The 25,602-nt window shown below is 65.2% G+C and carries 23 protein-coding genes; 17 read left to right on the top strand and 6 right to left on the bottom strand.

Annotated elements, in window-relative coordinates; genetic code table 11:
- Positions 1–35 precede the first annotated feature (35 nt).
- On the bottom strand, positions 36–851 hold the full coding sequence (locus tag H6718_16040) for a DTW domain-containing protein (GenBank protein ID MCB9586910.1): 816 nt from the start codon (positions 849–851) through the stop codon (positions 36–38).
- Between the two features lie 48 nt (positions 852–899).
- Here H6718_16040 and H6718_16035 point away from each other — a divergent pair, with 48 nt between their 5' ends.
- Complete coding sequence (locus H6718_16035) at positions 900–1,787, top strand: DUF1295 domain-containing protein (protein ID MCB9586909.1); 888 nt, start codon at positions 900–902, stop codon at positions 1,785–1,787.
- 15 nt (positions 1,788–1,802) lie between these two features.
- Here the strand turns inward: H6718_16035 and H6718_16030 are convergent, their stop codons facing one another.
- Positions 1,803–2,702: a hypothetical protein gene (locus H6718_16030; protein MCB9586908.1), complete on the bottom strand. Its 900-nt coding sequence runs from the start codon at positions 2,700–2,702 to the stop codon at positions 1,803–1,805.
- Between the two features lie 98 nt (positions 2,703–2,800).
- On the opposite strand from H6718_16030, the gene H6718_16025 reads away from it, so the two are divergent.
- Complete coding sequence (locus H6718_16025; GenBank protein ID MCB9586907.1) at positions 2,801–4,543, top strand: hypothetical protein; 1,743 nt, start codon at positions 2,801–2,803, stop codon at positions 4,541–4,543.
- 2 nt (positions 4,544–4,545) lie between these two features.
- Here H6718_16025 and H6718_16020 read toward each other — a convergent pair whose 3' ends face one another.
- Positions 4,546–5,322, bottom strand: coding sequence for a hypothetical protein (locus H6718_16020; protein MCB9586906.1), 777 nt, complete (start codon positions 5,320–5,322; stop codon positions 4,546–4,548).
- Between the two features lie 134 nt (positions 5,323–5,456).
- Between H6718_16020 and H6718_16015 the strand changes: the two genes are divergently transcribed.
- The 15 genes from H6718_16015 (at position 5,457) to H6718_15945 (ending at position 22,327) form a co-directional block, all read left to right on the top strand.
- Positions 5,457–7,244 carry an endoglucanase A gene (locus H6718_16015; protein ID MCB9586905.1) on the top strand — a complete coding sequence of 596 codons (1,788 nt, stop codon included), beginning with the start codon at positions 5,457–5,459 and terminating at the stop codon, positions 7,242–7,244.
- A gap of 205 nt (positions 7,245–7,449) precedes the next feature.
- Entirely contained in the window at positions 7,450–10,356 is a 2,907-nt protein-coding gene (locus H6718_16010) for a multicopper oxidase domain-containing protein (GenBank protein MCB9586904.1), read from the top strand.
- A 404-nt stretch (positions 10,357–10,760) separates the two neighbouring features.
- Entirely contained in the window at positions 10,761–11,645 is an 885-nt protein-coding gene (locus H6718_16005; protein ID MCB9586903.1) for an urease accessory protein UreD, read from the top strand.
- A 33-nt stretch (positions 11,646–11,678) separates the two neighbouring features.
- On the top strand, positions 11,679–11,981 hold the full coding sequence (gene ureA, locus H6718_16000; GenBank protein ID MCB9586902.1) for an urease subunit gamma: 303 nt from the start codon (positions 11,679–11,681) through the stop codon (positions 11,979–11,981).
- A 21-nt stretch (positions 11,982–12,002) separates the two neighbouring features.
- Positions 12,003–12,332, top strand: a complete 330-nt coding sequence (locus tag H6718_15995) for an urease subunit beta (GenBank protein MCB9586901.1) — start codon at positions 12,003–12,005, stop codon at positions 12,330–12,332.
- Complete coding sequence (gene ureC, locus H6718_15990) at positions 12,329–14,041, top strand: urease subunit alpha (GenBank protein ID MCB9586900.1); 1,713 nt, start codon at positions 12,329–12,331, stop codon at positions 14,039–14,041. Before H6718_15995 ends, ureC begins: the two co-directional genes overlap by 4 nt.
- Complete coding sequence (gene ureE, locus H6718_15985) at positions 14,041–14,586, top strand: urease accessory protein UreE (protein MCB9586899.1); 546 nt, start codon at positions 14,041–14,043, stop codon at positions 14,584–14,586. The genes ureC and ureE overlap by 1 nt, the downstream gene beginning before the upstream one ends.
- A 10-nt stretch (positions 14,587–14,596) precedes the next feature.
- Positions 14,597–15,274, top strand: a complete 678-nt coding sequence (locus H6718_15980; GenBank protein MCB9586898.1) for an urease accessory protein UreF — start codon at positions 14,597–14,599, stop codon at positions 15,272–15,274.
- A 12-nt stretch (positions 15,275–15,286) separates the two neighbouring features.
- A complete protein-coding gene (gene ureG / locus H6718_15975; protein ID MCB9586897.1) occupies positions 15,287–15,958 on the top strand; it encodes an urease accessory protein UreG in 672 nt (223 codons plus the stop codon).
- Entirely contained in the window at positions 15,955–17,394 is a 1,440-nt protein-coding gene (locus tag H6718_15970; GenBank protein MCB9586896.1) for an NAD(P)/FAD-dependent oxidoreductase, read from the top strand. The genes ureG and H6718_15970 overlap by 4 nt, the downstream gene beginning before the upstream one ends.
- The gene (allB, locus tag H6718_15965) at positions 17,391–18,785 is read left to right on the top strand and encodes an allantoinase AllB (GenBank protein MCB9586895.1); all 1,395 of its coding nucleotides are present in this window, start codon (positions 17,391–17,393) and stop codon (positions 18,783–18,785) included. The genes H6718_15970 and allB overlap by 4 nt, the downstream gene beginning before the upstream one ends.
- 4 nt (positions 18,786–18,789) lie before the next feature.
- On the top strand, positions 18,790–19,893 hold the full coding sequence (gene alc, locus H6718_15960; protein MCB9586894.1) for an allantoicase: 1,104 nt from the start codon (positions 18,790–18,792) through the stop codon (positions 19,891–19,893).
- The gene (gene uraD / locus H6718_15955) at positions 19,893–20,435 is read left to right on the top strand and encodes a 2-oxo-4-hydroxy-4-carboxy-5-ureidoimidazoline decarboxylase (protein MCB9586893.1); all 543 of its coding nucleotides are present in this window, start codon (positions 19,893–19,895) and stop codon (positions 20,433–20,435) included. The genes alc and uraD overlap by 1 nt, the downstream gene beginning before the upstream one ends.
- Positions 20,432–20,776 (top strand): hydroxyisourate hydrolase, encoded by a 345-nt coding sequence (uraH, locus tag H6718_15950; protein ID MCB9586892.1) that lies wholly within the window; start codon positions 20,432–20,434, stop codon positions 20,774–20,776. Before uraD ends, uraH begins: the two co-directional genes overlap by 4 nt.
- A 99-nt stretch (positions 20,777–20,875) precedes the next feature.
- Positions 20,876–22,327 (top strand): phosphoenolpyruvate kinase, encoded by a 1,452-nt coding sequence (locus tag H6718_15945; GenBank protein ID MCB9586891.1) that lies wholly within the window; start codon positions 20,876–20,878, stop codon positions 22,325–22,327.
- 79 nt (positions 22,328–22,406) lie between these two features.
- Here the strand turns inward: H6718_15945 and H6718_15940 are convergent, their stop codons facing one another.
- From H6718_15940 to H6718_15930, 3 genes are all read right to left on the bottom strand, one after another.
- A complete protein-coding gene (locus H6718_15940) occupies positions 22,407–23,429 on the bottom strand; it encodes an aldo/keto reductase (GenBank protein MCB9586890.1) in 1,023 nt (340 codons plus the stop codon).
- Positions 23,430–23,508: 79 nt separating this feature from the next.
- Positions 23,509–24,144, bottom strand: a complete 636-nt coding sequence (locus tag H6718_15935) for a thymidine kinase (GenBank protein ID MCB9586889.1) — start codon at positions 24,142–24,144, stop codon at positions 23,509–23,511.
- A 576-nt stretch (positions 24,145–24,720) separates the two neighbouring features.
- A complete protein-coding gene (locus H6718_15930) occupies positions 24,721–25,599 on the bottom strand; it encodes an acyl-CoA thioesterase II (GenBank protein ID MCB9586888.1) in 879 nt (292 codons plus the stop codon).
- Positions 25,600–25,602: the final 3 nt, after the last annotated feature.

Genomic DNA, 25,602 nt, shown 5'->3' with positions numbered 1-25,602 from the left:
AGAGGCTAGGAGCCAGAGCCCGATCGAGCAAGGGATCAGGCTGGTGGTTGCCAGTCGTGGTAGCCGCGCGCCGCCATGCCAACACGTACCGCGGTCAGCAAGATGTGTTCGAGGCGCAATGCCGCGTCCGCCTGTCCCAAAGCGCGCAGCGCTCGTGCAATCGCCTCCAGGGTGCAGAGGCCATCGGGAGTGACGCCTCGGCGCAGCGCGTAGATGGACGGTTTGCCCCGCGGTAACACGACTTGACGCAACGCCTTCAGGCGTGGCTCACGCCGCAACATTTGGCGCGTCTGCGTCCAGGTGCCGTCGGGCACGACCAGCCGCACCGGGCCTGGCGGCTGCTGGAAGTGAGCATCGAGCAGCTCCGCCTCGGGGCCTGGGTGCAAGAGCAAGACGTTCGAGTCTTCGGGATCTAGATCGCCGAGCTCCAGGGGCACGGGGGTACCAGTCTCCGAACGCCCACCGCGTATGCGTAGCTCCGCACCCTTCAACACCTGGGTGGCGTAGCGACCCGTGTTCGTCGGGCGGAACTGCTCCAAGGCGTGAAGGATCACCAGCACGCGAATATTGCAGTCCACCTCGACTAGTTCCGCGCAGAAACAGTGGTCGAGGGGAGCACGACAACCGCTGCAGCGTGGCAAGCGATATCCGCGCCCCGTCGGGCGGCTGGCGACGTCGAAGCGCGGCAGTGGTGGAGTGAGTGGCGGACCAGACGGCTGAGTTTGCCTCGCGCCGCGAGCTTCACGGTCCGCTGCGCCGCCAGCTTCACTGTCCGCCGCGCTGCCAGCTTCGCGCTCCGCCGCGACGGCCCCGTCGCCCTGAGGCGCGCCCTCTGTTGATCGCGGTTTCATGGCTCGTACGCTTCCCAACTCTGACAGGTCAGGGTTATGAAACGCAACATGGCCCTACGACCCGGCAGAGCTGCATCCTTCGGGATCGTCGTGGCCGTGTACGTGGTCGCCTCTGCGGCTGCGGTAGGCGTGGGTCTTCTGCAGCGAACCGCACATCCCATCTTGGTCGCGGCGCTGGCTGATCTGGCCGCGACGGTGGTGGTGTTCGCCGCGAGTCTGTGGCTCGACAACTCCAGCACGTATGACCCGTACTGGAGCGTCGCGCCGATCCCCATCGCCGGCTACTGGATGTTGCTGACGCCCCAGGGCAGCTCCGGCGTGCTCTTGCGCCAGCTGATCGTGCTCACGCTCGTTTGCTGGTGGGGTCTCAGGCTCACCATGAACTGGGCGCGCGGCTGGAGCGGGCTCGATCACGAGGACTGGCGCTACGAGGACTTCCGGCGCAAGACCGGGCGCTTGTACTGGCTGGTTTCGTTCGCAGGCATCCATCTTTTCCCCACGGTTCAGGTGTTCGCGGGGTGCTTGGCGCTGTGGCCCGCGCTCACCGGGAGCGCGCCGCTCGGGGCCCTGGACGTCGCGGGTGCCATCGTCACCCTCGGCGCGATCTGCATCGAGGCCATCGCCGATCGTCAGCTCAGGGCGTTCGTCACTGGACCAAAGCGCCCGGGAGAGGTGCTCGAGCGAGGCCTCTGGAGCTGGTCCCGACACCCGAACTACTTCGGCGAGATGATGTTCTGGTGGGGCCTCGCGCTGTTCGGGTTAGCAGGGAACAGCGCGGCGTGGTGGGCGGTGAGCGGCGCGGTGGCGATCACGGTGATGTTCCGCTTCGTCAGTATTCCCATGATGGAAAAGCGCATGCTCGAGCGGCGCCCAGCCTTTGAACAGGTCTGCCGGCGGGTCTCGATGTTGCTGCCGCTCCCACCCAAAAGGGGCTAGGTTCGAAACCGTGGGTTACTGCGCGGCGAAGCTCGTCCGCGTGACGTCCAGCCGGGGATGCGCTGGGAACCCGAGCCCGCGCACCGCTCGCGCGATACACGCTTGTATCGTGCTGTTTCCAGGGCTGGTGCGAATGGTCACACCGACGGCACGACCGTTTCGCACCGCGGCGCAGATATCGACACGCATCGCGTCCGGCACGCCGCAGTGGGAGAAATAGCGGCCGTTTTCCAGCACCGAAGCGAACTGCGCGCGGCTGAGGTCAGGGGGAGCCGCCGCGCCGCCAATACGGATTTCCTCCTGGTAACTCGCAATCGCGGCTTCGCAGCTGGTCCCGACACTCGACTGCGACGCCACTGCCGGTTTTTCTTGAGCGGGTTCAGGGGGAGAGGGGAGCGCCTCCGCGGCCCTCTCGGCGACGTCATCAGCGTCGCCTGTCGATGGCTGCTCCTCGTCTGCGTCCGGCGGTGCAGCGCTTGGGGCGAGCGAGTCCTGGTCAGGTGGCGCCTCGGCAGCGGCCAAGAGCGGAGAGGCGCCGCTTGGCTCTGGGAGATCCGCGGCCGGCGTCTCGTCGGCTAGCGGGTCTGCCTCGGCTGCGTCTTCCGCCAGCTCTGCCACTGGAGTTGCCGGCGCCGCTTGCGTTTCCGCGGGGTTAACTACCGGTGGTGTCGTGATGGCTGGCGCTTCCTTCGGTCGGCTCGGAGGCGCGGCAGCGGCAGCCGGCTCGAGCGCCTCCGTCAGCCACTTCCCCAGTGGAACTCGATCGGTTGTGATGGCGAAACACAGGCCTGTAAACCCGAGCCAACCCGCTACAACCCAGGGCCAGCGGGGCCACGGACGACGCGCGAGCGAACGCTTGTCGAGGAAGAAATCCTCGGGCAGACGCACTCGCCGCTTGTATTCCAGGGTGGCCACGCAGCGCAGGGCTAGCCGATCCCAGACCAGCGGTCCACTTTCCACCAGCCGTGTGGAGACTGGGCGGTCAGCGTTCGGGTTGTGTTAGGCTGCTCGATATGGGCGAAGACAAGCCGCCTTCGAAGCTGCCAAGAACCTCCCTGGTCGATTCTGGTTGGGGCGACGAAACCGACATCGAGCCCGTGCTGGTGCCCGCCGTGGGCTACGGAGTGGACGCAGAAGCCGATGCTTCCGACACCTCGGAAGACGGACCGGCGGGCCCGCCGCCCCCGCCTCGGCCAGCGCTGCCACATTTGAAGGCGCCGCCGCGCCCTCCGAGGGCCCGCCCAGCTCCACCCCGCGCCGCGGTCGACTCCGTGACGGAGGTCGCGAACCTGCTGGACGAGATCGAAGATCAGATCGATCCCGCGGGGTCGCTGCAGGAGTCGGACGAGGACACCATGTTCACGCCCGCGATCGTTGAAGCCGGGGAGCTGCCTGAACCCGAGCCGGGCGCGTCCGGTATCCTGCCACGCTTCGCGATGCCGTCTGAGAGCGATTCGAGTTCGCCGCGGATCATCGATCCTGCGGATCCGGCGTCGGACTCCCAGGTGCCAGTGGTCGCCAGTCCCGCGGCGCCGCTCCCGCCGCCCAGCGTGCCGCCCCTCGCGCCGGCAGCGGAAAGCGATGACATCCTCGAGGTGATCTCGCCAGAACCGCCGCCTCCTCCACGTGGGGAAGGCAGCGTGGCCGCAGCACCCGCCCCAGAGCCGCCCCCGGCGTTCGTCGCGGGTGCGCCAGCGGCCCCCGCGACTGAACCCCTCGCGGCGATGCCGGAGCTGGATCCGTTGCCGCAGGGCAATATGTTTGGTGCCCCAGGGCCGCATCCCAGCGAGGTGCCGTCTCTGCCGCCCATCGGCGCTGGAGCGCCCGCGCTCTCTCTGGCCGAGGCCTTGAGCGAGCCAGTTCGGGTCGGCAGCGGCAAACCCGCGCTGTGGCTCGTCCTGCTCGCACCCGCGGCGCTGCTGCTGCTCGTGGGCTTGGGGCTGGGTGCCGCTCTCGGTTCATCTGGATCGAGTGCCACCACGCCCGTGGCTGCCTCCGGAGTGCAGGTCGCGGCGCCCGCGCCGAGTGCCCCGGAGCTCGCCAGCGCAGCCCCGTCCGTGGCCCCGGAGCCGCCAGCGCCTGCTGCCAGCGAAGCTGAGCCGCCGGAAGCACCAGCCCCGACGGGCGAACTCGCAGCCGTGATCCGCGGGGATGCAGAGGCCATGAAGGCGCTCGAGGCAAAAGCTCCTGATGAGCGCAGCGCCGCGGAGGCGCTGGCTCTCGCTCGTGGTCGCTCGGCGGCGCTGCGAGCGAGCTGGCGTGAGTTCATGGATGGCTTGAAGCAGAACCCCAGCGAGCTCAGCGACAAGGCGAAGAAGAAGCGGCTTGAAGACTACGCGCGCAATCGTGAGCTCTCCACGGAGACCTTGGAGGCAGTGGCTGCGCTCGGCACCGAGGATGCCTTAGACTTCCTCTACGAGATCTGGGTGGGCACGCCCAAGCGCACCGACACCACGCAGCTTGCAGAGGAGCTGGTGATGAGCAACGACTTGCGCAAGAAAGCTTCGCCCGCCCTCGGCGTCGCGCTCGAGCTCCGGACGGTGGACAAGGACGATCCGTGTGCGTCCACTAAGAAGCTCGTGCAGCGGGCTGAAAAGGACGGGGACGTGCGGTCGCTTCACCTGCTCGGTCGCCTGGGTAACAAGCGCGGCTGTGGCAGCAGCGGGCGCGACGACTGCTACGCCTGCCTACGCAAGCCGGATGTGCTCAAGGACGCGATTCAATCCGTCCGGAAACGTCTCACGCAAAAGAAGTAGCGCTAAAACACTGCCCCTAACCCCAATCCCGTCACCTGGGGCGAAATCCAGGGCAAGAGCTGCCAGTCGAGCTTGGCGCTCTGGCCGCGGTAGCGACGTGCGGCTTCGGCGTTGGACGTAGGTCGCGTCCACCAGTGCGCGATGTTGATCGCCAGAGAGCCGACCATCGTCCGCAGGGCTGGCATCGCGGCGTCGTACTTCGCCCAGACGTAGGCAGCGGTGCCGAAGCTTATCAGCGTCGGGCCGATCACCGCGACGGCGTTTCGCTTGCGCCGCGTCGCCTCCTGCGCGTCCGTGAGCATGCGCTCCGCGCTGTCGAGCTTTGCGGCTCGCTCCGCGGGGGTGCGCTCGGGTAGCTCCGCCAGATTTTCATCCGCGAAGCGACCGGCGTTGGGCAGCACCAGGAGCCCCACCAGGCCAATGAAGCTCATTCCTCCACCCACCGCATTCAGGATGCGTTCAGCGGGTTCGTCCTTGGTGAAGAAGAAGTACGCTTGCCCCGCGGAAAGCGCTGCGAAGCCGCCAATCCAACCGTACCACCAGCGGCGCTCTGCGGGCGCGTTGGCCGTCAGTTCGCCCGCGACGTAGCTCAACCTGGCGTCTCTGTCGGGGTTGGCGGGGGTGAGGGGAGCGCCGAGTGCGGCGCTGTTTTGAACATGGATACGTGAGGATTCGACCGGGAGCTGGAGCGGAGTCCGAGCCTCGGCGCGCCCGATCCGATGACTCAGCAAGACGCAGAGGCCGCCAGAGATTACAACCAGCCGGAGCTTTTGCTTCACGCCGTCGAGCCTAACCAGGTCGATCCTTCCTGTCGCGGTGGATCGGAGTAGGCTCAGCGCTCATGGGGACGAACAAGGCGTCGGTTGGCAGTTGCAGAAAGACTCTGGCGCGAGGGGTCAAGTACCTGCCGCAGCTGTTGAGCCTAGGAGTCGCCATCAGCCTGGCGGTCGCTTGCGGTGATGACGGCGGCTCGGGCGGCGGCAGCGGTGCTTCAGGTGGCAGCGGCGCCGCGGGAGGCAGCGGCGCTTCAGGTGGCAGCGGGGGCAGTTCGGCTAGCGGCGGCAGCGCTGGTAATGGCGGCTCGTCTGCCAGCGGAGGCAGCGCCGGAAGCGCCGGCAGCTCTGGCAGCGGATTTGGAGGGACCGGAGGCACTGGGATCCCCACGGATGCAAGCTTCATCACGCCCGATGACCCCGGCGGAGGCAGCGTGCGCTTCGATATCAGTAGCGAAGCACGCCACGGCATTTCTCCAGGCGTTTACTGCACCAATCAGCCGGACTGGCAGGGGCACCCTCACGTCCCGATGGCGCGCCAAGGCGGGAATCGCATGACCGCGTACAACTGGGAAAATAACGCTTCCAACGCGGGCAGCGACTACTTGCATCAAAACGACGACTATCTCGGCGGCGGTAGCACCCCGGGGGAGGTAGTGCGGTCGGCAGTTCAAGCTGCCCACGATCACGATGCCGCGATGCTGGTCACTGTACCTCTGGTTGGCTACGTCGCGGCGGACAAGAACGGCGGAGGCGACGTAGTTCAGACGCCGAATTACCTGCAGACGCGCTTCAAGGTCAGCCAGGCGTTCAAGGGATCAGCGCTCAGCGAGACACCGGATCCGAACGACGGCGTCGTGGCTCAAGACGAGTTTGTGTACTGGCTGGACAAGAAGTTTCCGTACGCAAAAACAGGTGGCCAGAAGACGGTGTTCTACTCCATGGACAACGAGCCGGACCTCTGGGCGCACACCCATGAGCGGATCCACCCGAATCCCGTTGGCTATGACGAGCTCCTGGGACGTAACGTCGACTACGCCAAGGCGGTCAAGAGCGTGGTCCCCAGCGCAAAGGTCTTCGGCTCCGTGAACTACGGTTGGGCTGGCATGACGAACCTGCAGGATGCTCCAGACAATGCAGGCCGCGACTACCTCGATTTCTTCCTCGATGGGGCGAAGAACGCGGAGCAACAGGAGGGCAAGCGCCTGATCGACGTGCTCGACTTCCATTGGTACCCCGAGGCCCAAGGTGGGGGAGAGCGCATCACCGCGAGCAGCACCGGAGCGGGCATCGTTGCCGCGCGGCTACAGGCCCCGCGGAGTCTATGGGACTCGAGCTACACGGAGGACAGCTGGATCACTCAGTACTCGACGAACGGCCCCATCGACTTGATCCATCGCATGCAGAGCAAGATCGACGCGCACTACCCCGGCACGGGGCTCGCGATCACCGAATACAACTACGGCGGGACCGACCACATCTCGGGCGGCATCGCCCAGGCCGACGTGCTGGGGATTTACGGTCGCGAGGGGCTGTTCGCGGCTTGCTATTGGTCGCTGACGGGACAGGACAGCTACGTCTGGGCCGCCTTCGACGCTTTCCTGAGCTACGACGGTGCGGGCGCCGGGTTCGGGAACACCGGGCTCACGGCGACCACCAGCGACGTCGCCGGCACGAGCGTCTATGCGAGCTTGGACGACGGAAACGAAGGTCGCGTGGTGCTCGTCGCGCTGAACAAGACCGGAGCGGCAGTGGACGCGGGCATTGCTCTGACCCACACCCAGGCTTTCACCAAGGCGGAGGTCTACGAGGTCACGGCAGGTAGCGCGAGCCCCGTGCGGGCGGCCGACGTGACCATCTCGAAAGCCAACGCATTCGTGCATCAGCTCCCGGCCTACAGCATCTCCACCATCGTCCTGCTGCCCTAGGGAGTGGCAGCCCGTCCGTCGTTGCGGCGCGCACGACCAAAGGCCGCAACGGGTGCGCGAAATCCGCGTCTGAGGGTTGCTCAGATCATCCATTGCGGCAGGTTCACGCCGCTCCAACCTGAAGCACGCCTTGTTAGCGCCTCCCGTGCGCCAATTTTAGCGCTGGGGCGTAGCTCGAGGCGTGAAGTTTGCTTTACTCGGCGCCATGCGGTTTCGAGGTACGGCTGCGCTCGCGGCCTTGGGTGCGTTTGCGGTTTCGGTTCCAGCTCTTGCCGACACCGTGACGCTGGCGCCGAGCATGGACTGCACGCTCTACGCGGAGGACGGTGGGCTCGCCAACTGCGCCGGACAAGGGCTGTTCGTCGGCGAAAACGCCTCGGGCAATGTGCGGCGCAGCGTGCTGGCCTTCGACGTCGCGAGCGCTATGCCAAGTGGTTCCACTGTTACGGCGGTCAAGCTGAGGTTGACGATGACCCGGACGCGGGCCGCGGTGCATGGCGTCGCCGTGCATCGGGTGTCTGCCCTGTGGACAGAGGGAACCTCCGTTGCCGCGGGGCAAGAGGGTCGAGGCGCAGCGGCGGCGACCAGCGACGCTACCTGGACCTATCGCATCTTCAACAGCGCGTCTTGGGCGAGTGCCGGCGGTGACTTCATCTCCACTGTGAGCGCCACCACGAACGTCGGTCCTGACTTGCAAGCCTACGAGTGGAGCGGAGCGGGCCTCGTGAGCGATGTGCAAGGCTGGCTGAACACGCCGGCAAACAACCTCGGCTGGATGCTGGTCGGCGACGAAACCGCGATTCAGACCTCTCAGCGCTTTGGCTCTCGCGAGGCCAGCGCAGCGGAGCGCCCGGCGTTGGAAATCACGTTCACTCCCCCTGCGGTCACGGGTGCCTGCTGCGCGGCCAGTGGCAGCTGCAGCGTGGTGCTGGACCCGGGCAGCAGCTGCAGCGGCACTTACCAAGGAGCATCCACGACGTGTTCGCCCAACACCTGCCCGCAGCCTGCGGGTGCGTGCTGCCTTCCGGACGCTGATGCTACCTGTCAAAGCCTGACCGCCGCCGCCTGCTCGACGGCGAACGGCGTCTTCCAAGGCTCGAGCAGCAGCTGCACGCCGAACCCTTGCAAGGTGGAGCTCACGCCGTTCGTCGATCCATTGCCGATCCCGGTGGTCGCTCAGCCCGTGACTGGTGTTGCAGGAGGCGAGGCGAGCTATCGGATCTCTACAGTCGAGATGAAGCAGAAGCTTCACTCGGAGTTGCCGGACACCACGGTGTGGGCCTACAGCGATGGCCAAAACGCTGGCTTTCCTGGACCGACGATCGAAGCCCGCAAGGGCGAGAACGTGGAGGTCGAGTGGGTCAACGATCTGAGGGATGAGACTGGCCAGCTACGCACGAAGCACATCCTGCCGGTAGACCATTGCCCCCATGGCGCGCACACCGACACCGCTCGCGTGGTGACCCACCTCCATGGAGGCCATATCCCCGCGGAATATGACGGCTATCCAGAGCTAACCATCCTGCCCGGCGAGAGCACGGTGTACCAGTACCCCAACTGGCAAGACGCCTCGACCCTCTGGTACCACGACCACGCTCTGGGTATCACCCGCTTGAACGTGATGATGGGTCTCGCCGGTTTCTACGTGATCCGAGACGATCACGAGGAAACGCTCAACCTACCCGAGGGGGAATTCGAGATCCCGCTGGTGATCCAGGATCGCTCGTTCAATCCCGACGGTTCTTTCAAGTACCCGGCGATGTGGATGGAGCACTTCTTCGGGGACAAGATCTTGGTCAACGGCAAGGTGTGGCCGTATCTCGACGTGAAGCGCGGCCGATATCGCTTCAGGATCTTGAACGGGGCGAACTCGCGCTTCTTCAAGCTCACGCTGTCTGGCGGTGCGAGCTTCCAGCTGATCGGCACCGATGGTGGTTTGCTGAGACACCCCATCGATTTGAACGAGCTGACCATCGGTCCCGCGGAGCGCGCCGACGTCATTTTGGATTTCACCAGCAACACCGCTGGGGACGAAATCGTGATGACGAACAGCGCTGCAACCCCATATCCCCAGGGAGGCATCGACGAGCCGGTCACGAATGTCATGAAGTTCGTGGTTGGCAGTGAGGCGGGTGCCTTGAACATGGCGCCTCAGGACCTGCGAACGATCGATGCCTTGGATGTCTCCTCCGCGCTCTTCACTCGAGACTTTCAGCTCGAGAAGGGTGACGACGCTTGCACCGGTCGGGCTTGGCTGATCAACGGATTGCACTGGGATGACATCACTGAGCGTCCGCTGCTCGGTTCGACTGAGGTTTGGCGCTTCGTGAACCGCTCCGGCATCACGCACCCGATGCACATGCACCTCGTGTTCTTCCAGGTAATGGATCGCCAACCCATCGAGCTAATCGACGGCAAGCCGGTGCCAACGGGGACCCGTCAGCCCCCGTTGCCTGAAGAAACCGGGTGGAAAGACACGGTTCAGGTTGGGCCCTTCGAGGTGGTACGAGTGATCGCCAAGTTCGAAGACTTCGTCGGGAAGTTCCCCTATCACTGCCACATCCTGGAGCACGAGGACCAGGACATGATGCGGCAGTTCGAGACCCGCACCGACTGCGGCGACGGCGTGCGCGGACTGCCCACTGAAGAGTGCGACGACGGTAACGACGACACTCACGACTCGTGTCCCAGCGGACTCGGGGAAGCCTGCATGCCGGCGCGCTGTGGCGACGGCTACGTCTGGAACACCGACGGCGGCAACGAGGAGTGCGATGACGGCGGCGAGTCAGCGACCTGTGACGCGGACTGCAGCGTGGCCGAGTGCGGCGATGGCACCCTGAACGCGACCGCGGGCGAGGGTTGCGACGATGGCAACACGGTCTCGGGTGACGGTTGCGACGCGACCTGTCAGCCGGACGGCGCCTGCTCCGACTGCGACGCCGGCCCCGACGCGGGGGCTGGGGGCTCTGCCGGCGGCGGCTCGAAGGGGGGCGGCGACGACGGCGGCTGCGGCTGCAGCCTGCCTGGTGGCAGCGGTTCGTCGCCCCGCGGTCTAGTCGCGCTCGGTTTGGGGCTGTGGCTGTGGCGCCGCCGGCGCGCTGCCGCGCGGTAGCAAATCTGCGACTTGCGTAGTGGTTACCGTGATGCAGGCTCCTCGGCGTGAGGGGCCTGCGAGCGTTTCAGCTGAAGGCATATGGAGGGCCGCCTGCAGCTCTAATCGGGCGAGCTCCAGAGCTGCGCGCGGGTGGTCGCCGCAGCACGAGCGTTCGCACCACCGCCGGGTGGTGCGGCGATCATCCAGATCCCCATCAACTTCATTCCGAACACCTCCGCCAGGCGCTAGTTCGGCATAATTCCCCAAGGAAACGCGTACAAGCTTTGACTCCCGCCTGTCAGGTTTCGCGCAGGTTTCCGCCAGCTTTCTCTCGAGGTTTTCCCCTGGTTTGGCCCCTCGATGTGGCGGGGAGCGTGAGTTTCTTCCGAGACGTGGCGCCCTCTGGATGGTAGCTGTTGGGCTTGGCCCTGGCGCTAGAACCCCAAACACCCGGTTGGCGGGCGGAGCTGAACCTCATCTGCCAGGGCAGCGCTCCGCACGGGAGTGAGCTCGCTGCGAACAAGAGCGTGATCCGCCACCGCAGGCGCTCGGGACCGCTGGCTTTGCAACGGGTGCTCTACCCGGAAGGCCCGAGTCCCTGCCACGCCATCCTGCTTCACCCGCCTGGAGGGGTCGCCGGGGGCGATCTGCTCGCCGTCGACGTAGCCGTCACGACAGGCGGAGGCCTCTTCGGGACGACGCCAGCGAGCACGAAGTTCTATAAGAGCGCGGGCCGTCGAGCCCGCAGTGTTCAGCACCTGCGGGTGTCTGGGGATGCCTGCCTTGAGTGGTTCCCCCAGGAAACGCTGGTGTTCAACGAAGCGGAACTCGAGCTCGAGACCGAGGTCGAGCTGGAGCCGGGGTCCGGCTTTGCCGCCTGGGAGATTGTCTGCCTGGGGCGGCATCACATGGGAGAGCGCTTCGAGCGTGGCTCGCTCTTGCAGCGCTGGACCATTTGGCGGCGCGTTGGCAGTGCGCGCCGCCGGGTGTTTCATGAACGGCTCGCTCTGGCGGCGGACGACCCCATGCGGGGCGCGCCCTGGGGCCTCGGTGGGCGCCGTGTGTTCGCGAGCCTCGTGTTGAGCTGTGACCAAGCCGACACGAACGCCCAGCTGCGAGACGCCATCGGTAAGGATGACTCCGCACGACTCGTGGTTGGCTTGACACGTCTCGATGGGTTGGTTGTGGTGAGGGCGTTGGCGGATGCACCCGGGCCTGTGCGTGGGGTGTTCGAGGCCCTCTGGGGACGCTGGCGTGAACTCGAGCGGGGTCAAGCGCCCCATCGACCAAGGATCTGGGACACCTGAGCGGCAGGCTTGGGTGCATGAAGTGAGGAGAGGATGGATCTACTACCGCGTGAGAAGGACAAGCTCTTGATCTTCACGGCAGGCTTGCTGGCGGAGCGTCGCAAGGCGCGTGGGCTGAAGCTCAACTACCCGGAAGCCGTGGCGTACATCTCTGCGGCGATCCTCGAAGGAGCGCGAGACGGCCAAACCGTCGCTCAGCTGATGGATTACGGGCGCACCTTGCTCAGCCGAGAGGACGTGATGGAAGGCGTGCCTGAGATGATCCACGACGTCCAAGTAGAAGCCACGTTTCCTGACGGCACCAAGCTGGTCACGGTACACGACCCCATCGTTTGAGGAACCATGAGCGAGCAACGCATGATCCCTGGGGAAGTCTTTCCCGCTGCGGGCGAAATCGAACTGAACGCCGGACGCGAGCGCATCAGCGTCGAGGTCAAGAACACGGGGGACCGCCCAATCCAGGTCGGTTCGCACTACCACTTCGCGGAGACGAACGCCGCGCTCGACTTCGATCGGGCGGCCGTCAAAGGTTTCCGGCTGGATATTCCGGCGGGTACGGCCGTGCGCTTCGAGCCAGGCGAGTCGCGGGAGGTGACGCTGGTGGCCTATGCGGGACGCCGCCATGTTTACGGCTTCCGGGGCCTCACCATGGGCCCGCTGGACAGCGCTGATGGGAGCGGAGAATGACTCAGCCGCGACGCATGGATCGCAGCGCCTATGCCGAGATGTTCGGCCCGACCACCGGGGACCGCGTTCGCTTGGGCGATACTCAACTGATCATCCAGGTCGAAGCTGACCACACCCACTACGGCGACGAGGTCAAGTTCGGTGGCGGCAAGGTGATCCGCGACGGCATGGGCCAGAGCCAGCTCACCAACGCCGCGGCCGTCGATCTCGTGATCACGAACGCGCTGATCCTCGACCACTGGGGGATCGTGAAAGCCGACGTCGGGATCAAGGACGGGCGCATCGTGGGGATCGGCAAAGCGGGCAACCCCGATGTGCAGCCGGGTGTAGACATCGTCATTGGTCCGGGAACGGAGGCCATCGCCGGCGAAGGCCAGATCCTCACGGCGGGCGGGATCGACGCCCATGTGCACTTCATTTGCCCTCAGCTGGTGGACGAAGCGCTGATGAGCGGTTTGACGACCCTGATCGGCGGCGGCACGGGCCCGGCGACGGGCACCAACGCCACGACCTGCACTCCGGGGCCGTGGAACATCGCGCGCATGCTGCAAGCGGTGGACGGCATGCCGATGAACTTCGGCTTCTTGGGTAAGGGCAACGCCAGCCTGCCGGATGCGCTGCTGGAGCAGGTGGCCGCAGGCGTGATGGGGCTCAAGCTCCACGAAGACTGGGGCACCACCCCGGCCGCCATCGACAACTGCCTGAGCGTCGCCGAGCAAACCGACATCCAGGTGGCGATCCACACGGATACGCTGAACGAGTCGGGCTTCGTCGAGGCGACCATCGCAGCCTTCAAGGGGCGCGCGATCCACACCTATCACACCGAAGGGGCGGGAGGCGGCCACGCGCCAGACATCATCAAAGCCTGTGCAGAGCCCTACGTGCTGCCGTCGTCGACGAACCCGACGCGGCCTTACACGGTGAACACCGTGGACGAGCACCTCGATATGCTGATGGTGTGTCACCACCTGAGCCCGAGCATCGCCGAGGACGTGGCGTTCGCGGAGAGTCGGATCCGGAGGGAAACGATCGCCGCCGAGGACATCTTGCATGATCTCGGCGCGATCAGCATGATCGCCAGTGACTCTCAAGCCATGGGGCGCATCGGCGAGGTGATCACCCGCACCTGGCAAACGGCTCACAAGATGAAAGTGCAGCGCGGCTCCCTCGAGGGGGATCCGGCGGAGCACGACAACGCTCGGGCCAAGCGCTACATCGCGAAGTACACCATCAACCCGGCGCTGACTCACGGGGTGGCCCACGAGATTGGTTCCGTGGAGGTCGGCAAGCTCGCGGATCTCGCGCTGTGGAAGCCCGCGTTCTTCGGCGCCAAGCCGAGCCTGGTGCTCAAGGCAGGCTTCATCGCCGCGGCCCCCATGGGGGATCCGAACGCGTCCATCCCAACGCCGGGGCCGGTGCACTATCGTCCGATGTTTGGCGCGTTCGGGCGCGCCGCTTGCGCGACGAGCCAGCTCTATGTTTCCCAGCTCTCCCTGGATCGGGGCAGCCTTTCAGCACTCGGGCTCGCGCGGCCATTGGTCGCCGTGAAGGGTTGCCGCGCGGTGCGCAAGCAGGATCTCATCCACAACACGGCGACGCCCAAAATCGAGGTCGATCCGGAGACCTACCAGGTGCGCGCTGACGGCGATGTGCTGAGCTGTGAACCCCTGGCAGAGCTGCCCTTGGCGCAGCGTTACTTCCTGTTCTGATGCTCGAACTCACGACCCTAGTTCGGGGGGGAGAGGCTGCCGGTTCAGAGCCCGCGCTGCAGCTGGTGTTGCCGTTTCACTCACGCAGCAAAAGCCGCCTCAAGGTGACCCTGTCCGATGGCCGCGCTGCGGGCGTTTTTCTTCCCCGCGGCAGCATTTTGAGGGGAGGGGATCGGCTGCTGTCAAGCTCCGGGGAGTGCGTGCTGGTGGTGGCCGCGCCAGAACCGGTGAGTCGGGTCGCCTCTGCGGATCCCGTGGCGTTCGCGCGCGCCTGCTATCACCTGGGGAACCGCCACGTGCCGCTGCAAATCGGGGACGGCTACGCTTGCTACCTGCAAGACAGCGTCCTCGATCAGATGGCACGGGGCCTCGGAGTGCAAGTAGACGCCGCGGTGTTGCCTTTCGAGCCGGAAGCTGGCGCGTACGCCAAACACTCGCACTCTCACGACCACTCGCACTCTCACGACCACTCGCACTCTCACGACCACTCGCACTCTCACGACCACTCGCACTCTCACGACCACTCGCACTCCCACGATGACTGAATCCTCGGGGATGCCAGCGGGCTCCGTGGAAGTAGCCCGCCTCCTGCAGCTGTGCAGCGCTGTGCTGCCAGTCGGCGCGTTCAGCTACTCCGGCGGGTTGGAATCGCTGCAGGCCCTCGGATGGCTCTCCGATGCGCGAAGCCTGGAAGACTACCTCTTCGGCGTGGGCGAGCGCAGCTTGGCTCACTTCGACTTGCCGCTGCTCTTGCGCATGCGGCGCGCGCTGCAGAGCGAAGACGCTGGGGCGCTTCAACAAGCCTGCGAGCTCTTGGCGGCAGGGCGTGAGACTCGCGAGCTGCTCGAGCAAGATCGGGCGCTCGGGCGGGCCGCGCTGCGCCTGCTCGCGGATCTCGAACTCGAGGACGCCAGACGCCTGCGCTCCACGACCCTCCCCAGTTGGCCTTTGGGGTTCGCCATTGCCAGCGTGGGATGGGGCATCAGTGAGCGTCCCGCGCTCTTGGGCTACGCCTTTGGTTGGGCGGAAAATCAGCTTCAAGCTGCGCTCAAGTGCGGCATCTTGGGACACACGGCGGCGCAGCGTATTCTGCTCAGCATCGGTGAGCGCTGTAGCTCCTGGGTGGAGCTCGGCGCGAACCTCCACGACGCGGAGATCGGTTGCTCGCTACCGGGACTAGCGATCGCGAGCAGCTTGCACGAGGTGCAGTACTCGCGCCTGTTTCGCTCTTGAAGAGAATTGCATATGGAAACACAGAGGACCTCACCCCCAAATCAAGCGAACCATGGCCCGCTGCGTGTTGGCGTCGGTGGCCCGGTGGGCTCTGGCAAGACAGCGCTCGTGGAGTCGTTGTGTCGCGCCCTCAGAGAGCGCACTCGGCTCGCCGTGGTGACGAATGACATCTACACGCAGGAAGACGCCCAGTTCCTCACACGGCACGGCGCGTTGCCCGAGGAGCGCATCATCGGTGTGGAGACCGGCGGCTGTCCTCACACGGCGATCCGCGAAGATGTCTCACTGAACTTGGTCGCGGTGGACGAGCTCTCGAGCCGCCTGGGGGAGCTCGACCTGATCTTGATCGAAAGCGGAGGGGACAACCTCGCCGCCACGTTCAGCCCGGAGCTCTCGGATCTCACGCTGTACGTGATCGACGTGGCTGCTGGCGACAAGATTCCGCGCAAGGGCGGACCAGGAATCACTCGCTCGGATCTGCTGGTGATCAACAAGATCGACCTCGCCCCCCATGTGGGGGCATCCTTGGAGGTCATGGATCGTGACGCACGCCGCATGCGCGGGGACGCGCCCTTCGTCTTCAGCAACTTGAAGACTGGGCAGGGGCTGGATCACATCGTGAGCTTCATCGCCGACAAGGGCATGCTCGCGCTCGCACCTCTCGCGGAGGGACAACTGCCATGATGCTGATTTCCGATAACGCATGCTTCGGCGGCGTCGGGCTCGAAGCCCTGGAGGCACGCGTGAAGCGCGAGCTCGAGCTGCTCAGCTATCCAGGGCGCGACTGGGTCATCCCACGCCAAGCACCAGACGGCAGTGAAGCCCTCAATGTTTTGGTGGTGGGTGGTGGTCAGGGCGGAGTCGCTGTGGCGGCGAAGCTCGGGCTCGAGCGCGTAACTGGCGTGCGGGTGGTGGACGCCAACCCTGAAGGTCAGGCGGGACCCTGGGTGACCTTCGCTCGGATGATCACGCTGCGCACGCCGAAGCACGTAAGCGGTCCAGATCTAGAGGTACCCGCACTGACGGTTCGCGCTTGGTACGAGGCGCAGCATGGCACCGGCAGCTGGGACGAGCTTGGTCTGATCCCCAAGGAAAGCTGGAACGAATACCTGTGTTGGGTGCGTCGCATGTTCGGCGTGGAGTTCAGCTGTGACACGCGCGCGGGCGCGATCCACTACGACGAGAAGTCAGGCTTGTTCGAGATCCCGCTGACATCACCCAAAGGCGAAGAGCGGGTGTGGGCAAGACGGGTCGTGCTGGCCACGGGCATCGAGGGCTCCGGTGACTGGGCGGTGCCCGCGATCATCCGCGATGCGTTGCCCAAGGAGCGCTACGCACACACCCGCTGGCCGATCGATTTCGAAGCGCTCAAAGGCAAGCGCATCGGCGTGATTGGCGCCGGAGCGTCGGCTTTCGACAACGCCTCCGTGGCCCTCGAGACCGGAGCTTCCGAAGTTCATCTGTTTTTTCGCCGCAAGCGCCTGGTGACCGTGAACCCCTACCGCTGGGCGGAATTCGTGGGCTTCCTGAAGCATCACGCGGATATGCCCGACGCTCAGCGCTGGCGCTTCGTGCAGCAGATCGTCAAGATGGGCCAGCTGCCACCAGCGGACACTTTCCGTAGGGCAACGAGCCACAGCGGCTTCCACCTGCACCCCGGCTGCGGTGTCGACCACGTTGAAGCAACCGCGGACGGGATGATCCTGAAGGCGGGGGGTGAGAGCTACGACCTCGATTTCCTGATCGTCGGCACGGGCTTCGTCACGGATCTCGCGCGGCGCCCGGAGCTTTCTGAGATGGAGAGCAAGCTCCAGCGCTGGGGAGATGCCTTCACTCCGCCGCCTGACCAGGCCCACGCGGACTTGCTGCGGCACCCGTATCTTGGGAGCCATTTCGAGTTCGAACCACGCAACGAGGCGGATGCCTACGTGCGCCACGTGTTCAACTACACGTTCGGCAGCTGGCTCAGCATGGGTTTTGGTGGCTCGAGCATCTCCGGCATGAAGTACTCGGTCGCCCGCATCGTGTCGGGGATCACGCGAAGCTTTTACCTGGAAGATCTCGAGCAGTACTTTCACGGCCTCGAGAGCTTCGATACCACCGAGTTCGAAGTCGAATGAGCAACGCCGAGTCGACGTTCGCGCTCCGATCCGAGCGCGTGCTGTTGGATGGGCGTCTCGAGGGAGCCACGGTGGTGGTCCGCGGGGAACGCATCGAGGCGGTGCTTCCGGTCGACGCGTCGCTCAATCCAGAGACGCCGATCCACGACTTGGGTCGAGCGGTGCTGATGGCCGGCCTGGTGGACACCCACGTTCATGTGAACGAGCCGGGACGCACGGAGTGGGAAGGTTTCGTCACTGCGACGAAGGCCGCAGCGAGCGGCGGCATCACGAGCCTGGTCGACATGCCGCTGAACTGCTCTCCGGTCACCACCTCCACCCACGCGCTGGATCAGAAGCTCGAGGCCCTGGCCGGATCCGGAGAGCACGAGCTGTTCGTGGACACGGGCTTTTGGGGCGGTGTGGTGCCCCACAATGCCGCGGAGTTGCGTTCCCTTGCGGAAGCGGGAGTGCGCGGAGCCAAGGCCTTCATGATCGATTCGGGGATCGAGGAGTTCCCCGAGGTAGGCGAGGCGGAGCTGCGCCAGGCGATGCGGGAGCTCGAACGAGCCGGCGTGCCGCTGATCGCCCACGCGGAGCTTGATATCGGTGCCCCGCCAGCGAGCGCTGATCCCCGGGCGTACGGGAGCTACCTGAGCTCGCGGCCACCGGAGTGGGAGATCGCGGCTATCGAACTCTTGATCAGGCTGTGCCGGGAAACCGGTTGTCCCGTGCATGTAGTGCACCTCTCCGCCGCCGGGGCGTTGCCGCTCATCGACGCTGCGAAGCAGGCGGGCCTGCCCGTGACGGCAGAGACCTGCCCTCACTACCTGTGTTTGACCGCCGAAGAGATCGGGGACGGGGAGACGCATTTCAAGTGTGCGCCCCCGATCCGCGAAGCTGCCAATCGGGAGCTGCTCTGGCAGGGGCTAGAGGCTGGCCTGATCGACTGCATCGTGTCGGACCACTCGCCGTGCACGCCGGCGCTGAAACAGCGCGAGAGCGGCGATTTTGGCCAAGCGTGGGGCGGGATAGCCTCGCTGTCTTTAGGCCTCGGCGCGGTGTGGTTGGAGGCTGAGCGGAGGGGCGCGGGGATCGCTCAGTTGGCTCGCTGGATGAGCCAAGCTCCCGCTGAGCTCGCCGGGCTCGCTCGCAAGGGCCGCATCGCTCCAGGATGTGACGCAGATTTCGTGGTCTGGGACCCCGATGTGGAGTACGAGGTCGTGCCTGAAAGGCTGCATTTCAAGCACAAGCTGTCGCCCTACATCGGCCGCAAGGCACGGGGGCGAGTGCAGCAGACGTGGCTTCGAGGACATGTCATCTTCGAGGCTCCCGCTTCAGCCGGTTCAGACGCGCCTACCACCGAGCGCTTTGGACCTGCCATTGGGCGGCCCCTAGTCGACAGGAGATAGTTTCATGCAGCAAAGCCACCAGGTTGGCTTCACTGGGCTCATCAACCTCGCCAGCGAAGGTTTGGGCGCCACAGTGCTTGGGAGCAGTGACGAGTTCTTCGCCGAGGCGACGAACCTGGTCAAGGACGCCCCGGCGGTGTTCCTCCCCGATGAATACACCGATCGCGGCAAGTGGATGGACGGCTGGGAGAGCCGCCGCAAGCGCGGTGAAGGGCACGATCAGTACCACGCCGATCAGGCGATCTTGCGCCTCGGTGTCCCTGGATCCGTGCGCGCGATCGACATCGACACCGCGCACTTCCTGGGCAACCACCCGCCATTTGCGGAGCTGGAAGGCATCGTGGCGCCGAGCGCTTCGACCTACCAAGAGCTGCGCCACAAGCCAAAGGCAAGCGACCCCAAGCTCGGCTGGGCGCCGCTCCTGAACCAGATCCCCCTCGGCCCTGGCCGCCAGAACCTGTTCCTCTCGGATTCAGGGGATGCGATCACCCACGTGCGGTTGTCGATCTTCCCCGACGGCGGTGTAGCCCGGCTCAGGCTGTGGGGGCACGCGGCGCCTAGTCTCTCGGAGGCACCTGAAGAACCCGGCGTGAAAGGCCTTTGGTCCGGCGAAGTCGATCTGGTTGCGTTGCGGCGTGGGGGCAAGGCGCTGGCGTGTAGCGATGCCTTCTTCGGTCCCATGAACAACCTCCTGGCTCCGGGGCGCGCGGCCAATATGGGCGGCGGCTGGGAAACCAAGCGGCGGCGCACGCCGGGCAGCGACTGGATCCTGCTAGAGCTTGGAGAACCCGGAAAGGTCGGGTTGGTCGAGGTCGACACCAATCACTTCAAGGGTAACTTCCCGGACCGCTGCGCCCTGTGGGGGATCTACGCGCCTGGCGCGCGCACTACCGAGCTGATCGTGTCGAAGGCATGGAAGCTGGTCTTGCCTGAGTCGAAGCTGACGGCGAGCGAGCGGCACTTTTTCCGTAAGGAACTAAAGGCCGAGGGGCCCTTCACCCACGTCCGTCTCGAGATCTTCCCGGATGGCGGGGTGAGTCGCCTGAGGATCTACGGTAAGCCGAGCCCCACCAGCGAGCTGCCGCTGAAGTCGGATTTGGAGGGTTGATGGGGCTCGATGAAGCGGCGCAACACTTGAACACGCTGAGCCCCAGTGCGCGAGTCGCGGCGCTACTCAGCTGCTGCCACTGTGAGCGCTGGGCGTCGGAGCTCGGAGCGCAGGCGCCTTTCTCCAATGGGGCGGCGCTGGAGCAGCGCGCGCACGCGCTATGGAGTCAGGCGAGCGAGCAGGAGCGCCTGGAAGCGTTCGCTGGCCACCCGCAGATCGGCGGCGACCTGGAGGCGCTCCGCAAGAAGTTCGCCGCCTCCGCCCACGTGGCAGCAGGCACCCAGAGCGCGACCTGGTCCGGCTCGGAGCAGGCCCAGGTCGCAGGCGCTTCCGAGGCCACGCTGCAGCGTTTGGCGGTGAAGAACCGGGAGTACTTAGCCAAGTTTGGCTTCATTTTCATCGTTTGTGCCACGGGCAAGAGCGCGGAGGAAATGCTCGCGCTGCTCGAGGCCCGCCTGCCACACACGCGGGAGGCGGAGCTAGATATTGCCGCGGGGGAACAAGCCAAGATCACCCGCATTCGCCTGGAGAAACTCGCATGAGCCGCTCACCCATCACCACTCACGTCCTGGATACCGCCCTGGGGCGCCCCGCGAAGGGCGTGGCCCTGAACCTAGAAGTCCGGCGTGACGGCGCCTGGCAGGCGTTGGCTGAGGGCACCACGGACGATGACGGGCGCTGCTCGACGTTGCTCGCGCCGGCCAGCCTCGAGGCCGGCGAGTATCGCCTGACGTTTGCTCTGGACGCCTACTTCGAGGGGACGGGGCGCAGCAGCTTCTATCCGGAGGCCAGCATCGTGTTCCGGGTGCGCGACGCCGCGGAGCACTACCACGTGCCGCTATTGCTGGCGCCCTACGGCTTCAGCACCTACCGCGGTAGCTGAAGCGACCACTCGATTGATGAAGGCGACCTTGCGTCGCTCCTCCCCCCCAAACCCGAACGCACACGAGAGGCGTTCGGCGACAAAGACTGTGACCACGAGATGACCACCTATCAAAGCACCTTGGCGGAAGACGCCGCCGCTGATCTGAAGAGCCTGTCCGAGGCCAACCTGGCCTACGCCGCCGCTTTCCCTGGGGATCTACCGACGCGCCAACCCGTGCACACCATCTATGGCGGCGCCCAGCTGTTCAAGGCCGAAACCGGCCAGCGCCTAGGCCAGCTCGCCCTGCGGGCGTTGGATGACTTCGGGCCAGACGCCTTCAGCTTCGCGCGGGCCGTGGGCATGGAGGGCGCTCAAGAGCTGCCGACCACGCTGGATACGCAAGCGCCGCTGGTTGCGCGCTTCAAGGCCGATCCGAAGGCCTTCGAGGGAGAGCACCGGGCAGCTTGGCTGGCGCTCACCGTGTATGAGCGGGTGCGCGCCAAGCTCGAGCGAGAAGCCGTCGAGGACATGCGCATCGACTTCGAGGACGGCTTCGGCAATCGCCCGGACGCCGAAGAGGATGAAGTCGCGGTGCGTGCCGCCAAGGAGCTGGCCAAGGCCATGGCGGAGGGCATCGTGCCTCCGTTCGTAGGGATCCGTATCAAGCCGCTCAACGAAGAGCTGAAGCTGCGCGCCGTGCGCACCCTGGATTTGTTCATCACGACGCTGGTTCAAACCGCAGGGAAACTCCCCGAGGGCTTCGTGGTGACGCTGCCCAAGGTTCCGGTGCCGGAGCAAGTCACTGCGCTGGTGCGCCTGTTCGAGCGCCTGGAGTCGCGTCTTGGCTTGGAACCGAAGAGCTTGAAGCTCGAGCTGATGGTGGAGCTGACGGCGACCTTCTTCGACCGCTTCGGCAACAACAACCTGCCGCTCCTGCTTCAGGCGGCGGAGGGGCGTTGCAGCGGGGCGCACTTCGGAACCTACGACTACACCGCGTCCTGCAACATCACCGCGGCGTACCAGACCATGGATCACCCGGCGTGTGATTTCGCGGTGCTGCTGATGAAGAACTGCTTCGCCAACACCGGCGTGTTTCTGTCGGACGGCGCCACCAACATCATGCCCGTTGGTCCGCACCGCGCGGCAGCGGGTGAAGCGCTGACGGCGCAGCAGCAGCGGGAGAACGTCGAGGCTGTACATCGCGCCTGGGCGATCGCGTACGGCCACATCCAGCGCTCGCTCCGGCTCGGGGTGTACCAGGGCTGGGACTTGCATCCGGCGCAGCTGCCGGTGCGCTACGCGGCGCTCTACGCCTTCTTCCTGAGCGGCTTCTCTGCGGCGGCGGAGCGCCTGGGCAACTTCATCGACAAGGCAGCGCAGGCGACGCTGGTGGGCAACGTGTTCGACGACGCCGCGACGGGGCAGGGCCTGTTGAACTACTTCCTGCGTGGGCTGGCCTGCGGCGCCGTGAGCCTGCCAGAACTCAAGGTGACTGGCCTGACCGAGGAGGAGATGCTGCTGCGCTCCTTCGCCAAGATCTTGGACGCGCGTACCGCACGCGGACACTGAAAAGGCAGCGAGCAACAGAGACGCCGCGTACCGCAGGGAAGCGATACGCGGCGTCGTGCGTTTGAGGGTCAGCGACGAACTACCACTGTTCCAGGCGGGCGATGAAGTCGTACGGGTAACCCCAGGCGGGCTTCGACGCGTCATCCAGCGCTTGCACATCCTTCTGGGTGAGCTTGACGTTGGCCGCCTTCAGGTTTGAGTTGAGCTGATCCATGGTGCGCGCCCCCATGATGACACTGGTCGTCTCGGGGCGATTCAGCAGCCAGGCGAGGGCGATCGCGGCGTGGGTCGTCTCGTGGCGCTGCGCGACTTCGCCAAGCACGTCGATCAGGTTCCACATGCGGTCGTTGTCGAACTGGGCGTAGCTGTCTTGCCAGCTCTCGAGGCGCGAACCTTCTGGTGCCTTTTGGCCTTTCTTGTATTTACCGCTCAAGAAGCCGCGGGCGAGCGGGGACCAAATCAGCGTGCCGATGTCGAAGTGACGGCAGGCCGGGATCACCTCACGCTCGGCGTCACGCACCGCGAGAGACCACTGCAGCTGGACAGAAGCGTAGCGGTGTGTACGCAGCTTGTCCGCGGCCCACAGCGACTCCACCAGGCGATAGGCTGCGTAGTTCGAGCAGCCGATGTAGCGCACTTTCCCCGCGGTAACGAGATCATCCAGGGCACGCAAGGTCTCCTCGATCGGCACCGAGCCGTCCTGCATATGCACCTGGTAGAGGTCGATGACGTCGGTGTTCAGGCGCTTGAGCGAGGCATCGCAGGCATCCAAGATCGCCTTGCGAGAGAGCCCCATGTCGTAGGGACCCACGGGTCGCGTGCCAAAACCGATTGGAAAGCGGCACTTGGTCGCTAGCAGCACGCGGTCGCGCTTGCCTTCGATCCACTGGCCCGTGAGTTCCTCCGAGCGGCCCTCGCTGTAGACGTTCGCCGTGTCGACCAAGTTGACGCCAGCGTCGATCGCGGCGTCGAAGATGCGACGCGCTTCATCGTCACCCGAGGTGACGCCCTTCATGAAGGTTTCTGATTCACCAAAGGTCATCGCGCCCAAGCTGAGCACACTGACTTTCAGCCCCGAGTTACCGAGCCTGCGTAGTTCCATGGTTCCCTCCTCGCTGCTGCGCTGTCCGGTTCTCACGCTCGCGGTTGGTGCGGCATGCGCGCTGCGAGCAGAGGGGAGGTTATAGGGACGCAGCTTCGGGATCGCCAGCCTCGGCGCTGTGCTCTTCAGTCCGAGCGGCGGCGAGGCGAGCCTTCTCCATTTCACCGCGATAGTGCCGCCAGCAAGCGGGAACGTAGCGCTCATCGGCGCCGAGCTGGATCTGCGGACCATCAACCACGGCCAGGCCGTCAGCCATGCGCAGGTTGAACACCGCCTTGCGATCGCAGAACTGACACGTGACCTTCACCTCTTCGATGCTGTCTGCGAGCTCGAGGAGACGCTTACTCCCCGGAAACAGCTTCGTCTGGAAATCGGTCCGCAGCCCGTAGCAAATCACGGGTACCCCGAGCTCTGTCGTCAGTTCACGCAGCTGCTCGATGACTGCCACGCTGAGGAACTGCGCCTCGTCGACGAGGATGCAGTTCAGGCCGCGGAGCTGCTCCACGTCGAGGGGTGCGTCGGGGTCGACCAGCAAGTCTGCAGGCGCCTCGAGTCCTGAGCGCGAGCGAATCGTGTCCGCACCGAATCGCACGTCGAGCTTCGGCTTGAGCAACAACACGCGCTTGCCCTGCTTGCGGTAGTTGTGCGCCACCGCGAGCAAGTTCAGGGTCTTGGCGCTGTCCATGGTGCCGTAGCGGAAGTAGAGCTTGGCCATCGCGGTCGGCAGGCTTAGACAAGCGCGCCTCGAACGGAAGGGGCAGGTGACTCCTTGCGCTGGATTTTTGGGGGAGATCACCGCTTTTGCACAGCCAACCCACAGCCGTACCCGAAGCTTTCCACAGCTTTTCAAGACGCTGCTCGCGCGCTTGTCTGCAGTGCGTGGAGAGCGGCGCGTGCCGTTTTCGCGGACCGAAGCCCTTTGGGTTTGCTCGATGGTTGAACCGCCAAGGACGCCAAGGGCGCCAAGGATCTTTGGGGATTGAAACAGACCGCCACGGGAGACGCTGAAGTGCCCTTCCTCGCTGCGTGAGTCGTGGTTGCTTTCAAGGTCGCATTCGCGGTTGGAGGCGTTGAGCTCGTTTGATTGTTGGACCGCCAAGAGCGCCAAGGATCTTGGGGATTGAACCGCGCGCAGCGGAAGACGCTGAAGTGAGGCGGGCCAGTTGTACGCCCCCCAAATCTTGGCGTCCTTGGCGTCCTTGGCGGTTCCCCTCCTTGAAGTCCCTGCGGCGCAAGTCGCTTTGAGAATGGTGGCGCCGTTGGACGCTCGCGGTCTGCGCGTCCTTTGCGGTTAGCGCTTTTTGTCGACCAGCCGCATCAAACTCTCCTGGGCGACAGAGGCGACTAGGGTGCCGTCTTGGGAGTAGACGTGGGCGAGGTTCAAGCCACGGCTGCCAGCGGCGCTCGGGCTGTCCATCGCGTAGAGCAGCCATTCATCCGCGCGGAAAGGGCGGTGGAACCAGATCGTGTGGTCGAGGCTGGCCGCGATCAAGTTTGGGTTGAACCAGGTGATGCCGTGGTAGTTGATGCAGTTGTCGAGCAGCGACATGTCCGACGCATAGGTCAGCACACATTGATGCAGGAGCGGATCATCCGGGAGCTTGGCCCGGCTCCTGAACCAGATGCGATGCAGGCCCCGATGGGGTTTGGGCTCTAGGATGTTTACCGGGTCCAGATCGTGTTGTTCAATAGGACGCTCGAGCTTCATCAGGAACTCGAGCAGCGGGCTCTGGGTGCGTTGATAGCCTTCCTCGAGACGCTGACTGTTGGAGGGCACGCTCTCCGGAGGATCCGCGGTGGGCATTGGCGCCTGATGCTCGAGCCCTGGCTCCTCGACGTGGAAAGAGACCGCCATGCTGAAGATCGCTTCGCCCCGCTGCAATGCGACCACGCGGCGGGTGGTGAAGGACTTACCGTCACGGATGCGATCGACCTCGTAGATGATCGGAATCGCCGGATCGCCTGGGCGCAAGAAGTAGGCGTGTAGCGAGTGCGCGGTGCGCCCCTCGACGGTGCGGCAGGCAGCGACCAACGCTTGGCCAGCCACTTGCCCGCCGAAGACTCGGGGTCGACCGTCGATGGGGCTGAAGCCGCGGTAGAGGTTCGTGTCGATCTCCTCCAGGTCAAGGCGTTGAAGCAGGGTCTGCACGGCTGTGTGGGGATCCGACATGGA

The sequence above is a fragment of the Polyangiaceae bacterium genome, from assembly GCA_020633205.1.
Lineage (GTDB): Bacteria > Myxococcota_A > Polyangia > Polyangiales > Polyangiaceae > JAHBVY01.
This window is presented reverse-complemented; position numbering and strand designations above follow the sequence as displayed.